Consider the following 13,810-nt stretch of genomic DNA (forward strand, 5'->3'; position numbering starts at 1 on the left):
CCTGTCCTTTATTCTATTGCTTGTAGTGCCTGGGCATGGTCTTTAATAATGCGCAGAGTCGACTCGTCGTTGGAGAAAACCGAATTTAAGCCCTGCGCCTCTTGCGGTGGATCGCCAAAGAAATCGTCCCCTGGCTGCCACATATAATCTTCGCGGTCGGTTTCACCAAAGCCGCCCCAGGCCCAGAAGTTAGAACCGGCAAAGGGGCCACCAGCGCGGGCGTTGGTTTCAATAAAGTCAAACACCTGAGCGTAAAAACGGTCGCGGTACTCGGTGCTGGTATTGCGGGCAAAAACGCCGTTGTCACGCTCCACTCCAAACTCTTCCAAGACAATAGGTTTGTTTAAACGCTCGGCAATCGCCATATGTTGCTGCATGTATTCTTGCGCGGTTTCCCAGGCACCGGGGTAAGAAGCTTCGGCGTCTTTTACGTCGAACCAGCTCCAGTTTTTAATCCACATGTGAAAAGTCAGGTAGTCGACATTGCCACTGGCGTGGGATTTTTCGAATAGCTCGGCATCCTGCAAAGTGCCCATGGCGCCTTCGTTACCCGTGCTTACCAACTGTTGCGGCGCGAGGGATTTAATATAGCCGGCAGTTTCGTCAATCCACTTTTCAAACTGCGGATAAAACGGACGACCGTCGGCATCGCTGCCGGGGCGCGGCTCGTTGGCCAGCTGCCATGACATAATGGTGGGGTCTTGACTGTAGGCAACACCGGTAATAGTGTTGGTGCGGGTCACCACGGCTTTAATGACATCGCGGTACAGCGCCTGGGCCTCGGGCATGCGGTAAAAGCGTGCCGAGTTTTGCATAAACGGGTTCCACTTACCGGTCACATCTGGATCGAATACAGGCTCGCCGGTAAACCAGGCAACATACTGCGACATACCGCCCGACCACTGCCAGAAATTGTTCAGGTACAACACGGCTTTCATATCGCGCTTGGCCATTTCTGCCAGTAGGAAGTCCATGCCTTGCAGCAGAGCCTGATTTAACTCACCCTCTTTATTTTCCACAATCGCTGGACGTACCGCGCGCATTAATTCGCTGTCTTCCGAGGCGGCGAGTACACGCAAGTTGTTGATGCCTTTGGCGTGCAGCAAGTCCAACTCTTTAATCAAACGCTCGCGGTCACCCAGCTCGCCGGGCGCACCCAGGTAGGCGCCATACCACATGTTGGTGCCAACGTAGCGATAGGGCTCGTCGTCTAACATAAATTGGGTGCCCTGAACACGGACAAAGTCATCCGCCGGGGCATTCGTTTGCGGACCGGCGCAGGCGGCCAACAGGCACACCAACGCGAAAAGAAAAGCGGGCATTTTTATCATGAGAATTCTCTACTTTTTTAGTTGAATCGTTTAGCTTTATTCGGCCAACAGCTTTGCCACCTCAATCATGGCGCGGCCATTGTGATAAGGGCCTTTCCAGAAACCGGCTTTGTAATCGCGCGCACCATCGGGCTCATCCAACCGACAATGCCAGCGCCACTCACCGCGTTCGGTATCCATTTGGTATTCTTTAATAAAACTCCAAACATTGGCGGCAGTCTCAAACAGAACCGGCTCGTCGCTGAGTTTCCAGGCGACCAAAAAGCCTACCAAGGCTTCGGCCTGCACCCACCAAACGCGCTGGCTGTGCACTTTGCCTGTGGCCTTTTCCATACTGTCCAGCACTTCGCCCAACTCGCCCAGCGCCTCGCGTCGGCAGGTGTGCGAAAGCTTAATAATATCCGGCACCAGCTTATCGGTACGCGTTTGATCGCCCAGTGATTGCAGGGCTTTATACAGCAGCCAGGCACACTCGATGTCATGGCCGTAGGTCAGCTCGGTGGAGCAGTCCTGCCAATCGTCTTGCATAAACATACGCAGGTGATAGTTGCCGCGATCGATCATATAGCGGTCAAACAAATCGATGTTGTACGCCAGTGCTTTTTCAATGCGCTCTTCTTTGCATACCTGGTACAACGAGGTGTAGGCCTCCAGCACATGCAAATGGGTGTTCATTGTCTTGGGAAAGTTAAGATCCTTTTCGCTCAGGCGCACATCGTCCATCTTGCCCCACTCGCGGGTATAGGCTTCAAAGTAGCCCTCTTGCTCGCGATCAATACAATGGCACTCAATCAACTCAAAGCAGGCCAAAGCATCATCCAGCGCTTGTTGTTCGCCGGTTAACTGGTAGTAGGCCACCAGGGCATAAACGCCAAACGCCTGGGCGTAAACCTGCTTTTTGTCATTGGCAACCGAGCCGTCTGCATTCAATGACCAGTAATAACCGCCAAACTCCGTGTCAAAAAAGTAATCGCGCAGGTAGTGATAGGCGCGCTCGGCCGCCTGACGATAATCGGCATTATTACTAAAGCGCGCCGCTTCGCTAAAGAACCAGAGTATGCGCGTGTTTAACACAATGCCTTTTTCCGCAGCGGGATCGGGCTTGTTGTCGTCGCAAACTTGGCCGTAAAAACCGCCGTTTTCGTGATCCAGCGAATAATCCAACCACCAGCGACCCGTGCGCGCCAATTCGGCGCGACACTCGTCTGCCATTTGTGTTTTGCTTAGTAGGTTTTGTTGAATAGCCGCCTGACTCATTTCAGCGAATCCAAAATATCCAGGTTGCTTTTGATCAGCGCATTGCGCGTTTGCACCGAAGCGGCGGAACGCAGTCCGTCCTCGGGAGTATTGATGCAGTAATCCACTAGCTTATCGACAGTGGAGGTAGCCACATGCATGCGGGTGTCGGACGAGGCGTAGTAAACAAACACCTCGTTGTTTTCATTCACGATCCAGCCATTGGCAAAAGCCACGTTGGATACATCACCCACACGTTCGCTGCCTTGCGGGGCGATAAAGTGACCACCGGGGCGATGCGTAACCACCCAAGGTTTTTCCAGGTCGGTCATAAACACATACAACACATAGCGCAGACCGGCGGCGGTGTTGCGCACACCGTGAGCCAGGTGCAGCCAGCCTTTATCAGTTTTGATGGGCGCAGGACCCTGACCGTTTTTCACCTCTTTAATGGTGTGGTATTCCTTGCCGTCGACGATAACTTCATCTTTAATTTCGGCATTTTCCATGGACTCGCTCAAACCCCAGCCGATGCCGCCGCCGGAACCAACACTGATAAAGCCGTCCTGCGGGCGGGTGTAAAGAGCGTACTTGCCATCCACAAACTCGGGGTGCAGTACCACATTGCGCTGCTGGCCCGAGTAGGTAATTAAATCGGGCAGGCGCTCCCAGTTGACCAGGTCTTTAGTACGGGCAATACCACACTGAGCTTCGGCGGCTGACAGGTCATGGGGTTGAGTTTCGTCTTTGCGCTCGGTGCAGAACAGGCCGTAAATATAGCCGTCTTCGTGCTGGGTTAAGCGCATATCGTACACATTGGTGTCCGGACGATCGGTTTCCGGGAGAGTGATGGGGTAATCCCAAAACTTGAAGTTGTCGACACCGTTAGGGCTTTCAGCGATAGCGAAAAAGCTTTTACGGTCATTGCCTTCAACACGCACCGCAAGAATGTACTTGCCGTTCCAGTAGAGCGCGCCGGAATTAAACGCGGCATTAACGCCCTGACGCTCCATCAGATAGGGGTTAGTGGCCTCGTTTAAATCGTAGCGCCAGGTAATGGGAGCGTGTTCGGCGGTGAGAATGGGGTTCTCCCAACGCGAGTAAATACCATTGCCCGGTGTCACTTCGCGGTTAGGGCGGGCGATAAGCGCCTCGTGGTTTTGTAATAGTTGTTTGGCGCGTGTTTTAAAATCACTCATACATGTTGTCCTGCAAGTTCTATTGTTCAGTCGTTTAACTGTCGCCGGTGGCGCATTTAGAAACCGGTTACAGATTACGGTATAAAAAGCCCCAAGAAGGGGCTTGCCCGGCGCTAAGCGCGGGGCAGGTATTGCGCTGGGGTGTCCTTTGGGTGATCTTCCAAGGTACACCACCAGAATTTCCACAAATACACACTACTGGCAACCACCACCAACAGTGAGATAACGAACTCTTGCCAGTGCTGGATAACCATAAAGATAGCTGAAGCGGTCATAGAGGTTTGCCAGACGATGCCCACCAGGATGTTGCCCCAGTCGCGCGCGCAGTGACGGTTGCGCTCCAACTCTGGATGCTCCAGTTTGGCGGCTTCGTAAACCGGGCCCCAGAAGCCCCAGGGCCGAACCTTAATATAGAAGACTTTCAGCACTTCCATGTCGTCGGGCTTGGAAAGCAAAGAGCCGATCACACAGGCAATCAAGCAGCCGCCGAAAATAAACGGGAAGGCGTATACCTGCATAAAGGTGACGTCCAGCATCCACTGCAACACCTGGATAATCAGCAAGATCACCACCCCGGCGGCCATACCGCAGAAGTAGCCCACACCATTAAAGCGCCACCAGAACCACTTGAGTACATTAGAAGCGGTATAGGCGCCGTAGAAAGCACTCACAATCCACATAATGATGGAGTTCAGTGACGGCACAAACAGACCGATCAATACGCCCAAAACCACAAACAGTACAGACACTATGTAGCTGGCAATCACATAGTTTTTGTCGTCGCCTTCGGGCTTGAAATAGCGCTTGTAAATATCATTAACCACATAGGCCGGTGCGGCGTTGGTGGTCGCAGCAAAAGTAGACATAAACGCCGCCAGCAAGCCGGCGATCAGCAAACCTAACAAACCGGGCGGTACGAATTCGCGCATAGCGAACGGCAAGATTTGCTCGAAGTCCACATCCGGCCCCATGGCACGCAAGTCATCCATAAAGTAAACCAGCGCCAGAATGGTCAAACCGGCAATCAGCATATAGCGCGGGAACAACAACACCACATTCACAAAGCCACTCATTTTTGCGGCTTCGGTGGGGCTGCGGGCCGATAGAACACGCTGCATATCATAGTTAGGCGGCGGGCCCATCAGGCTTTTAAGGATGCCGGAGGTCAGCATCAGCATAAAAAAGATGGTGAAGGGCTCGTAGCCATCGGCAACTATTTTTTCGTTCGCGGACTGCAGAATATCCGACCAGTCCATATCCAGATTCCAGCCAAACCCAATGCTCGCCCAATTGTCCGGCACCACCGCCGCCAGCATATCGGGCGAGACCTGATTCATAGCGATAATACCCACTGCCACACAGGCAAAGGTCATAATAAAAAACTGCAGCACTTCGGTGAACACCACGCTGAACATACCGCCTTTCACCACATACACCGTGGTTAACGCCGTAATAATCAAGCCGTAGTAGATATCGTTAGTGGTTGGGTCGGGCGATAGCTCCCAAGGCAAAAAGACCGAGGCGAATTTACCGATGCCGATAAAGCCGTAGGCCAAAAATCCCACCACATTAACCAGTGCGAACAGCACCACGATAAGATGGGACAGGCGCGCGCCCAGGCCATCGCCAAAACGGAAGGTAATCCACTCTGCGCCAGTAAGCACGCCAGAGCGACGCAACCACACAGACAGAAACACCATCATGAATATCTGGTTAAACACTGGCCACAGCCAGGGGATGTACACGCTAGTAAGCCCGTAAACGAACAGCAGATACACCATCCACATGGTGCCCGAGATGTCGAACATCCCCGAGGCATTTGATAGACCGAGGGTATACCACTTGAGCTTGTTGCCACCGAGAAAGTAGCTGCGGATATTTTTGCTGGCTTTGGCGGAAATCCAGAAACCGATTACGATTGTGGCCAGGATGTAGCCGACGATGACCGCCACGTCGATAAAAGCTAATTGCATGCTGTAGTCCAACGTTATTATACGAACTCGAGCTGGATTCGAGTGCCCGGGGTCTGTGGGGCATGGTAAACAAGCCCTACTGCAACCGGTATCAGTCGCGCCCCTAGGCAGAATAATGCCAGAAGCAACGCCCGCTGGGAATTCCCCGAGGGCAATCTCATCGCTCTATCTATACTAACGCGGCGCAATGTAACCGATTACACCTCAGATATCCAGCACTTTACACTACTTATCGGCGCCCTGGGGCTGTGCTAGTATCCCCCTTTCGCATAAAACAGCAAAAGGCAAAGCGAGTGTCCAATATCCGAGATGTAGCCCGCGAGGCAGGTGTATCCGTCGCCACAGTGTCACGCGCTCTGAGCGACCCCGAAAAAGTGTCGCAAACCAGCCTGAGCAAAGTTCACAGCGCCATCGAAAAGGTCGGCTACCGGCCCAACATGCTGGCGCGCAGCTTTCGCTCCGCGAAAAGCTACGCCGTAGTGGTATTGGTACCGGACATTACCAACCCGTTTTTCTCCGAGGTAATTCGCTCCATTGAAGATCGCGCGCAACAAAAAGGCTATGCGGTTTTGCTGGGTGATACTCGCGGCCTGCCGGAAAGAGAAAAAGAGTACATCCGCCGGGTAGAGACCCGCCTTGCTGACGGTGTGATACAGCTTCGCCCCGACGAGCCCGGCAAGCAGAGCCAAATTCCCAGCGATGTCTCATTTGTGAATGTGTGTGGCTGCGAATCTACCACCGGCCCGCGGGTGCGTATCGATAACCGTGGTGCGGCGCGCTCAGTGGTTGAGTATTTAATATCCCTTGGGCACAAACGCATTGGCGTTATATCCGGCCTTAGCACCAACCCTCACACCATTGACCGCCTTGAAGGCTACAAAGAAGCGCTGGAAGCCGCCAACATTGAATTCGACAAAACCTTAATTGCCGAGGGTGATTTCACTACCTGGTCGGGCCTTAACAGCGCCAAGCAGTTTTGCAGTATGGCCGAGCGCCCTACCGCCGTATTTTGCATGAACGATGAAATGGCCATCGGCGCAATTCAAACGTTTAAAAGCCAAGGATTAAAGGTGCCAGAAGATATTTCTGTTACCGGCTTTGATGATATCAGCTACGCCCGCTACAGCGACCCAAGCCTAACCACCGTCACCCAGCCCGCCGAAGAAATGGGCAAGCTGGCCATGGATATGCTGCTGCGGTTAATTGAGGGCCAGGAGTTGGCCCAGGAAGAGAATGTATTGCCGGCGGAATTTGTGATTCGCAAGAGCACGACGGTGCCAGCTAAGCGAGACTGAATAAATGTCAGACGTCTGACGCTCAACGCCTTAAGCGTCTGACATCAGACCTGAATGGCACTTACTTAAGGGAAAATCTTGTACGTCATTTCCGCAAGGCACATTGCGCAGTTTGGAAGGTAGCCTAGGCTAGAGGAGCTGCGGCCCGGAAAATGCTGGAATATTCATTCTCTTGCAATAAGCCCGTGTCGCCGGGCGTTGCGAGTTACTTTTTGCGGCAAAAAGTAACCAAAAACCTCGCCCAACAACTGACCCCTTCGGGGTCCCCTCCCTCCGGCCAATTTTAGCGGTCGGTCTAAACCGCACATCCCTGTGCGCTTAGACCTTTCGCGCTCATCCAGAGCGCTCACCCCCTAAAATCGGCCTCCGCTCGGCTCAGTCGTAATCGGGCGAAAACCCCAATCGGTTCCACATGTTCAGCTTTGCTTAAAAATACATTTAAACCTATTAATTCCCGCATTTGTGAGGAAGGCAAGATTAATTAAGTGCCATTGACATCAGACCTCCGACGTCAGACTTATTTCCCCTGATACCGAAGCAATTCCTGCATCAACACCAGCAAATGATAAAGCGTACTGGCGGGCGCAACATCGGCAACCACCTCATCGTGCTCACCGCGCTGATCAATATAACTGCCGGGCGTTGAACCGCACAGGTAATAGTCGAACAACCGGGCGACAGAATCGGCGGCACGCTGCTCAGCTTGCGCATCGCCCCGCCCTGCCATCACCAGCGACGCCTTGATTAGCTCTGTTAACCCCCAGCAGCGTTTGGTGTGCTGCAGCACTTTGCCTTCGGGGGTAACCGAGTCGAACAGCAACCCAGAATCTGGTTTTAAACCTAACTCAAGCCCGCGGTTGTACAGTACCGTTAGGTACTGACTAACATCTTCACCGCTCAGGCGTGAATACCAATCCAGCAACCACACCCACTCCATCATATGGCCGGGCTCGACAACCTGTCCGTCGTCGCCGGGGGCGAGACTCCAATCGTCGCAAAAAAATTCAAACAGCACACCGCGCTCGGGGCAGAAAAAATACTTTTGAAACAGGTTATACATCTGCTCTGCGCGCGCCAGCCACTGCCTGTCGCCACTGGCCTCAAACAGTGCCATAAACGCCTCAAACAAATGCATATGGGGGTTTTGCCGGCGCCACTTATAATCGTAGTCGCCTTCAATCCAGCCGCCGTTTTCACCGGCAAATGCCGCATCAAAGTGCGCCACTAGGCGCGCGGCTTTGTCCAGCGCGGTTTGATCGCCGCGCACCCTGAACTGCCAAGCGTAAGCGAGCAAAAAGAAGGCGTGATCGTAAAGGTCCTGACGGGAGTCAATGACCTCAAGCGCCGGATTCAAAAGATGGGTAAACCCCGCTGCCGCACTTGGGTGCGCAGCATTGTTTTCGACAAACTCGAGCATTCTCTTACCCACTGCGGCGCCGTCGGCGCACCAACCCAACGCTTGCGCGGCGGTAAAAAAGAACGATTGGCGAGCCTGCACCCGCACCCGAATATTCGCCTGCCCATCCACTTCGCCCGAGGCCAACAGGCGCTCGCAGCTGTTACCGGCGGCGGGGTCGACGCTGCGCTCGCGCCACATCGGCAGGGCGTCGTCGACGAACCAGGCCGCCAGGCGCTGTGTTTGGCTGGATAAAGAATTGCTCATGGGATCTTCCCTTAATTTACTGAGATTCGGCCGGCGCGATAATGCCGCAGAATGTAACCGGTTTCAAGGCGTTCTTACTCAGCGGGCCCCAACCTTACTAATTCCATTGTTATCGCGGCCCCATACGCTATAGGGTAAACTTTACCGGATTCAAATGACAAAACAACGGGCAACTTTGCCAGTGCCAACAGCCACTATGCGACACTCACTCCTCATCTGGCTTATTGCCCTTAGCGCTTCTGTACTGCCGCCCCTTGTGTGCGCCCAGCAACCCGTCGACCACTTAGTGTTTTCTACCGGCACCATGACCGGAAAACGTATTGCCCATGAGACAGCGGTGGTAAAGCTCGCACTGGAGAAAAGTCACGATCGCTACGGCGACTACTGGTTTGAAATAGACACAACCAGCTACAGCCGTACGCGAACCCTGCGCAGCTTGCTGGCGGGCGAAACCATCAACACCATTTCCGCCCCCGCACAAACCTACTTAAAAGGCGGCGAGAGTCCGCCGCTACTGCTAGTCCCTGTACCTTTACTGCGCGGCACCCTGGGCAAACGCCTGTTGATCGTAAAACGCGAGCGACTGCCGGAATTTCGCGGGCTGCGCTCGCCCCAGGCCCTGGCACAGTTTTCCGCAGGCCTCGGTTTTGACTGGATTGATACGCAAATCTTTGCCCAGAGCCAACTGCCCTACACCACTGGCAGCGACACTAAGCAGCTTTTTGCCATGCTACTGCACGGCCGCTACGATTACCTGCCCCTGGGGATGCTAGAGGCCGAAGCCGCCCTAGAAGCATCCGGCTACAGCGCACAACTAGCAATTGTCGATGACCTGCTACTGGAATATCCGCTACCGGTGTATTTGCAATTAAGCCCCGATGAAGTCGCGCTGGCCGAGCGCCTTACTTATGGCTTACAAAAAGCCAAACGCGACGGCAGCCTGCAGGAGCTATTTAACGACTATTACGGTGACCAGGTAGACGACTACGTCGATTACCATCGCCTGTCGTTGACTAGGTAAACTTAGACTTTAGCGCCAACTCCACTTCGGGCGTGACAAACTTACTCACATCGCCTCCGAGGGCAGCGATCTCTCGCACAATGGAAGAGGATATATAAGAGAGATGCTCGGCGGGGGTCAGAAATAAGCTTTCCATGCGCGGATCGAGCGCGCGGTTCATGTTAGCCAACTGAAACTCATATTCAAAATCAGATACGGCCCGCAGGCCTCGCAACACACCGTGCGCACCGCGGTCATGAACAAATTCCACCAGCAGATTATCAAACCCGCACACCTCGACATTATCCAGATGCGACAGGGTTTGCTGCACCAGATCAACCCGAGCCTCGAGATCAAACAGCGGTTGCTTGCGAGTACTGGCCGCCACAGCGACGATGACGTGATCAAAGAGCCGGCAAGCGCGCTCCACCAGATCCTTGTGGCCATTAGTGATGGGGTCGAACGTGCCTGGATACACGACCTTGCGCATAATTTTATTCTCTGCTGACGGTTTGTGGGGGCGGATACTACAAAATTCGCTCTGGGGTTTCCACTCGGTAGAGACAATAGCGCACCTTGCCGGCACGTTTGTCGCGATGCAGGTGCCAGTGCTCGGGTACCTGATACCGAGTGTCAATGCCCGACTCAATATAGACCATAGCCTCGTCGGCAAGCCAGGGCTGTAAGCGATCGATACATGCCTGCCATAAATCGGCGGCAAAAGGCGGATCAAGAAACACCACCTCATAGGGCTCATGCGCGGCCGTCGCCAGCAACGTCAGGCTGTCGCCGCGATACAAATGACCTGGGGACTCCTGCAGGGTATTGAGGCTATCGGCAATACAGGCTGCCGCCTGTGAATCGCGCTCGCACATCAGCACCTCTGCAGCGCCGCGCGACAGCGCCTCCAACCCCAAAGCGCCGGAGCCGGCAAACAAATCCAGACAGCGAGCCCCCGGTAAATGAGGGGCCAACCAGTTAAATAAGGTCTCGCGAATACGGTCACCGGTCGGGCGCAGGCCGTCCACCGAGGCAAAGGGCAGTTTACGGCCGCGATGGCGACCGCCAATAATCCGCAGGGTTTGAGTTTGTGTTTTTTGCGCTCTATTGCGGGAATTGGCCACCAGTTTCTCTCCACCGTCCTGAGAAGTGGTAGGATAGCGCCTTTGTTGATCAGCGATAAGGGTTAGCACTCCCGCCATGTTCTTTAAGCGCTTTAGAAAAAACACCGACACTCAGGACAAAGCCGCCCCGAGCGAGCCGCAACCCCCTGAAAATACCGCCGAGGCGAAACCCTCAAGCGAGCCCGAGACCGCCCCCGAGGTAAAGCTTGAGGCCGAGGCATTGGCTGAACAGCCCGGCAAGCCGGCAACTGAGTCTCTGTCGTCCACGGCCGATTCTGCCGCAGGTGCACTGCACAACGTCAGTGAACCCGCCCCAGAGCCCGAAGCTCCGGCTAAAAAAGAGGGCTTTTTCAGCCGCATTAAGCGCGGCCTGTCGCGCACCAGCAACAATTTCTCCGAGGGCATTGGCAATCTCTTTTTAGGTAAAAAAGAGATTGACGATGAGCTGATGGAAGATATTGAGTCTCAGCTGTTGGTGGCCGATGTGGGCATGGAAGCGACCGAACAAATCATCGAGGATTTGACTGACCGGGTCGCGCGCAAACAACTGGCCGATCCCGACGCACTTTTTACCGCCCTGAAAGCCTCTTTGCGGGACTTGCTGCGGCCGGCCGAAGCGCCACTGGTAATCGACACCAGCCGCACACCCTATGTGATTTTGGTGGTAGGCGTTAATGGTGTGGGCAAAACCACTACCATCGGCAAGCTCGCCAAACGCCTACAAAACGAGGGCAAGTCGGTAATGCTGGCAGCGGGGGACACCTTCCGCGCCGCCGCGGTGGAACAACTACAAGTGTGGGGCGAGCGCAACAGCATACCCGTAATCGCGCAGCACACCGGCGCCGACAGCGCCTCGGTGATATACGATGCGGTACAAGCGGCCAAAGCGCGCAGCATTGATGTTTTGATTGCCGATACCGCCGGGCGACTGCACAACAAAGATCACTTAATGGAAGAGTTATCTAAGGTGCGCCGAGTGATGGGCAAGCTGGACGACAGTGCCCCCCACGAAACACTGTTGGTGCTGGACGCCGGCACTGGCCAGAACGCCGTCAGTCAGGCCAAGCATTTTATTGAATCGGCCCAGGTCTCAGGCCTGGCACTGACCAAGCTCGACGGCACCGCCAAGGGCGGGGTTATTTTTGCCCTGACTAAGCAGTTTAACCTGCCAGTGCGCTTTATTGGCGTAGGCGAAGGCATTGACGACTTACAACCATTCAGCGCAGAACCTTTTGTCGAGGCGCTGTTTAACCAGTGATTCGCTTTGAAAACGTCAGCAAACGCTACGATACCGGGCAAGAGGCCTTAAGCCGGGTCGATTTCCATATCGGCCGTGGCGAGATGGTTTTTCTGACCGGTCACTCGGGCGCTGGCAAAAGTACGCTAATGAAGCTGATCATGCTGATGGAAAGACCCAGCAATGGTCAGGTATTGGTGGGCGGGCGCCAAACCAGCCGCATTCGCGGCGCCGGTATCGCCCACTTTCGCCGCGATATCGGGGTGGTATTTCAAAATCACCAACTGCTGTTCGACCGCAGCGTATTCGACAATGTCGCCCTGCCTTTGCAAGTGGCAGGCTTTCAATCAGGCGATATAGGCCGCCGAGTGCGCGCCGCGCTGGATAAAGTCGGCTTGCTGCACAAAGAAAGACAAAACCCGATCACCCTCTCAGGCGGTGAACAGCAGCGCGTGGGCATCGCCCGCGCGGTGGTTAATAAACCCGCGTTGGTGCTGGCCGATGAGCCCACCGGTAATCTGGACCCGGAGCTGTCCGCCGAGATCATGACCCTGTTTCGCCAGTTTAATGAGCTGGGCACCACACTGGTTATCGCCACCCACGATATCGACCTGATTGGCCGTATGAACAAGCGTGTGCTCAGCCTGGCCCACGGCCGGGTTGTCGCCGGGAGCCAATCGTGAAAGCGCGCCAGAAAAACACCATCCGCCCCCAGGGTGCGGTGCATAGCAAAACCCTCTGGCAAGACAAGCTCAGCGCTTGGCAAGCCCACCACAGCACCTGCGCCATAGAAAGCTTGGTGCGACTGCTGCGCAGCCCGTTGCAGAGTTTTATGACCTGGCTGGTTATCGCCGTCGCCACCGCACTACCAGCCACCTTGTACGTTGCGCTGGAGAACATTCAGGCACTGGGGTATCAATGGCAGGACTCCAGCCAGATTTCGGTCTTTCTACGCCGCGACGCCAGTGACCAGGCGCTGACCGAATGGCGACAGCAACTCGGTCAGCGACAGGACATCGCCGAACTCACCTACATCAGTCCAGCGCAAGCCATGGCAGAGTTTCGCCAGCATTCAGGGCTCGGCGATGTGCTGGACGACTTAGAACAAAACCCTCTGCCACCGGTGCTGCTGGTGCAGCCAGCCACCAGCGCGAGCCAGGGCCCAGCACTGGAAACACTGCTGGCAGACTTACAGACTCATCCTTTAACTGACGATGCCCGCCTGGATATGGTGTGGGTGCAGCGCCTGGAACAGCTCTTACTGCTGGCCAGCCGCGTCATATTTTTTCTCGCTCTGCTATTGGTGTTAGGCCTGCTGCTAGTTATCGGCAACACCATTCGCCTGGCTATTGAAAGCCGACGCGCGGAAATTTTGGTGGTAAAACTGGTGGGCGGAACCAACGCCTATGTGCGCCGTCCATTCTTGTACACTGGCTTATGGTACGGATTGGGTGGCGGCCTAATCGCTTTGCTGTTACTGGCGTGCGGCCTACACTGGCTGTCACCTCCTGTGTCCCAGTTGGCGAGCCTGTATCACAGTGATTTCCAGCTGGAAGGCTTGGATTTTATTACCAGTGCCCAACTGGTTCTGCTGGCAGGCCTGGTAGGTTTAGCGGGCGCCTGGCTGGCGGTGGGCAGACACTTGGCCGCGATCGAACCGCAATAACCTTGTATATGCTGTAAATAAGGGTTAAGACCCTGTTTTATATAGCTTTTAAATGAACTTTAGGTTATTGGAAGTCTCTAATCAGT

At 54.6% G+C, this 13,810-nt stretch carries 12 protein-coding genes; 5 read left to right on the forward strand and 7 right to left on the reverse strand.

All coding sequences use genetic code 11. The features are described from left to right. Positions 1-8: 8 nt before the first annotated feature. From NHM04_RS09035 to NHM04_RS09050, 4 genes are all read right to left on the reverse strand, one after another. A complete protein-coding gene (locus NHM04_RS09035) occupies positions 9-1,331 on the reverse strand; it encodes a cellulase family glycosylhydrolase (protein ID WP_254263469.1) in 1,323 nt (440 codons plus the stop codon). Between the two features lie 36 nt (positions 1,332-1,367). Then, positions 1,368-2,588, reverse strand: a complete 1,221-nt coding sequence (locus NHM04_RS09040; protein WP_254263470.1) for an AGE family epimerase/isomerase — start codon at positions 2,586-2,588, stop codon at positions 1,368-1,370. Further along, a complete protein-coding gene (gene mgp130 / locus NHM04_RS09045) occupies positions 2,585-3,766 on the reverse strand; it encodes a 4-O-beta-d-mannosyl-d-glucose phosphorylase Mgp130 (RefSeq protein ID WP_254263471.1) in 1,182 nt (393 codons plus the stop codon). Before mgp130 ends, NHM04_RS09040 begins: the two co-directional genes overlap by 4 nt. 113 nt (positions 3,767-3,879) lie before the next feature. Further along, a complete protein-coding gene (locus NHM04_RS09050) occupies positions 3,880-5,739 on the reverse strand; it encodes a sodium:solute symporter family protein (RefSeq protein ID WP_254263472.1) in 1,860 nt (619 codons plus the stop codon). 293 nt (positions 5,740-6,032) lie between these two features. Here NHM04_RS09050 and NHM04_RS09055 point away from each other — a divergent pair, with 293 nt between their 5' ends. Beyond that, entirely contained in the window at positions 6,033-7,034 is a 1,002-nt protein-coding gene (locus NHM04_RS09055; RefSeq protein ID WP_254263473.1) for a LacI family DNA-binding transcriptional regulator, read from the forward strand. Between the two features lie 517 nt (positions 7,035-7,551). Here the strand turns inward: NHM04_RS09055 and NHM04_RS09060 are convergent. Further along, positions 7,552-8,697 carry an AGE family epimerase/isomerase gene (locus tag NHM04_RS09060; RefSeq protein WP_254263474.1) on the reverse strand — a complete coding sequence of 382 codons (1,146 nt, stop codon included), beginning with the start codon at positions 8,695-8,697 and terminating at the stop codon, positions 7,552-7,554. Between the two features lie 196 nt (positions 8,698-8,893). Here NHM04_RS09060 and NHM04_RS09065 point away from each other — a divergent pair, with 196 nt between their 5' ends. Continuing rightward, positions 8,894-9,718, forward strand: coding sequence for a hypothetical protein (locus NHM04_RS09065; RefSeq protein ID WP_254263475.1), 825 nt, complete (start codon positions 8,894-8,896; stop codon positions 9,716-9,718). Here the strand turns inward: NHM04_RS09065 and coaD are convergent. Together coaD and rsmD are read right to left on the reverse strand one after the other, a co-directional pair. Further along, complete coding sequence (coaD, locus tag NHM04_RS09070; RefSeq protein WP_254263476.1) at positions 9,711-10,187, reverse strand: pantetheine-phosphate adenylyltransferase; 477 nt, start codon at positions 10,185-10,187, stop codon at positions 9,711-9,713. The genes NHM04_RS09065 and coaD overlap by 8 nt on opposite strands. Positions 10,188-10,224: 37 nt before the next feature. Continuing rightward, positions 10,225-10,821, reverse strand: coding sequence for a 16S rRNA (guanine(966)-N(2))-methyltransferase RsmD (gene rsmD, locus NHM04_RS09075; protein WP_254263477.1), 597 nt, complete (start codon positions 10,819-10,821; stop codon positions 10,225-10,227). Between the two features lie 76 nt (positions 10,822-10,897). On the opposite strand from rsmD, the gene ftsY reads away from it, so the two are divergent. From ftsY to ftsX, 3 genes are read left to right on the forward strand one after another with little or no spacing between them, the layout of a single operon-like run. Beyond that, positions 10,898-12,079 carry a signal recognition particle-docking protein FtsY gene (gene ftsY / locus NHM04_RS09080; protein WP_254263478.1) on the forward strand — a complete coding sequence of 394 codons (1,182 nt, stop codon included), beginning with the start codon at positions 10,898-10,900 and terminating at the stop codon, positions 12,077-12,079. After that, the gene (gene ftsE, locus NHM04_RS09085; RefSeq protein ID WP_254263479.1) at positions 12,076-12,741 is read left to right on the forward strand and encodes a cell division ATP-binding protein FtsE; all 666 of its coding nucleotides are present in this window, start codon (positions 12,076-12,078) and stop codon (positions 12,739-12,741) included. Before ftsY ends, ftsE begins: the two co-directional genes overlap by 4 nt. After that, positions 12,738-13,724 (forward strand): permease-like cell division protein FtsX, encoded by a 987-nt coding sequence (gene ftsX, locus NHM04_RS09090; RefSeq protein WP_254263480.1) that lies wholly within the window; start codon positions 12,738-12,740, stop codon positions 13,722-13,724. Before ftsE ends, ftsX begins: the two co-directional genes overlap by 4 nt. Positions 13,725-13,810: the final 86 nt, after the last annotated feature.

The organism is Gilvimarinus sp. DA14 (genome assembly GCF_024204685.1).
In the GTDB taxonomy this organism is placed as follows: domain Bacteria; phylum Pseudomonadota; class Gammaproteobacteria; order Pseudomonadales; family Cellvibrionaceae; genus Gilvimarinus.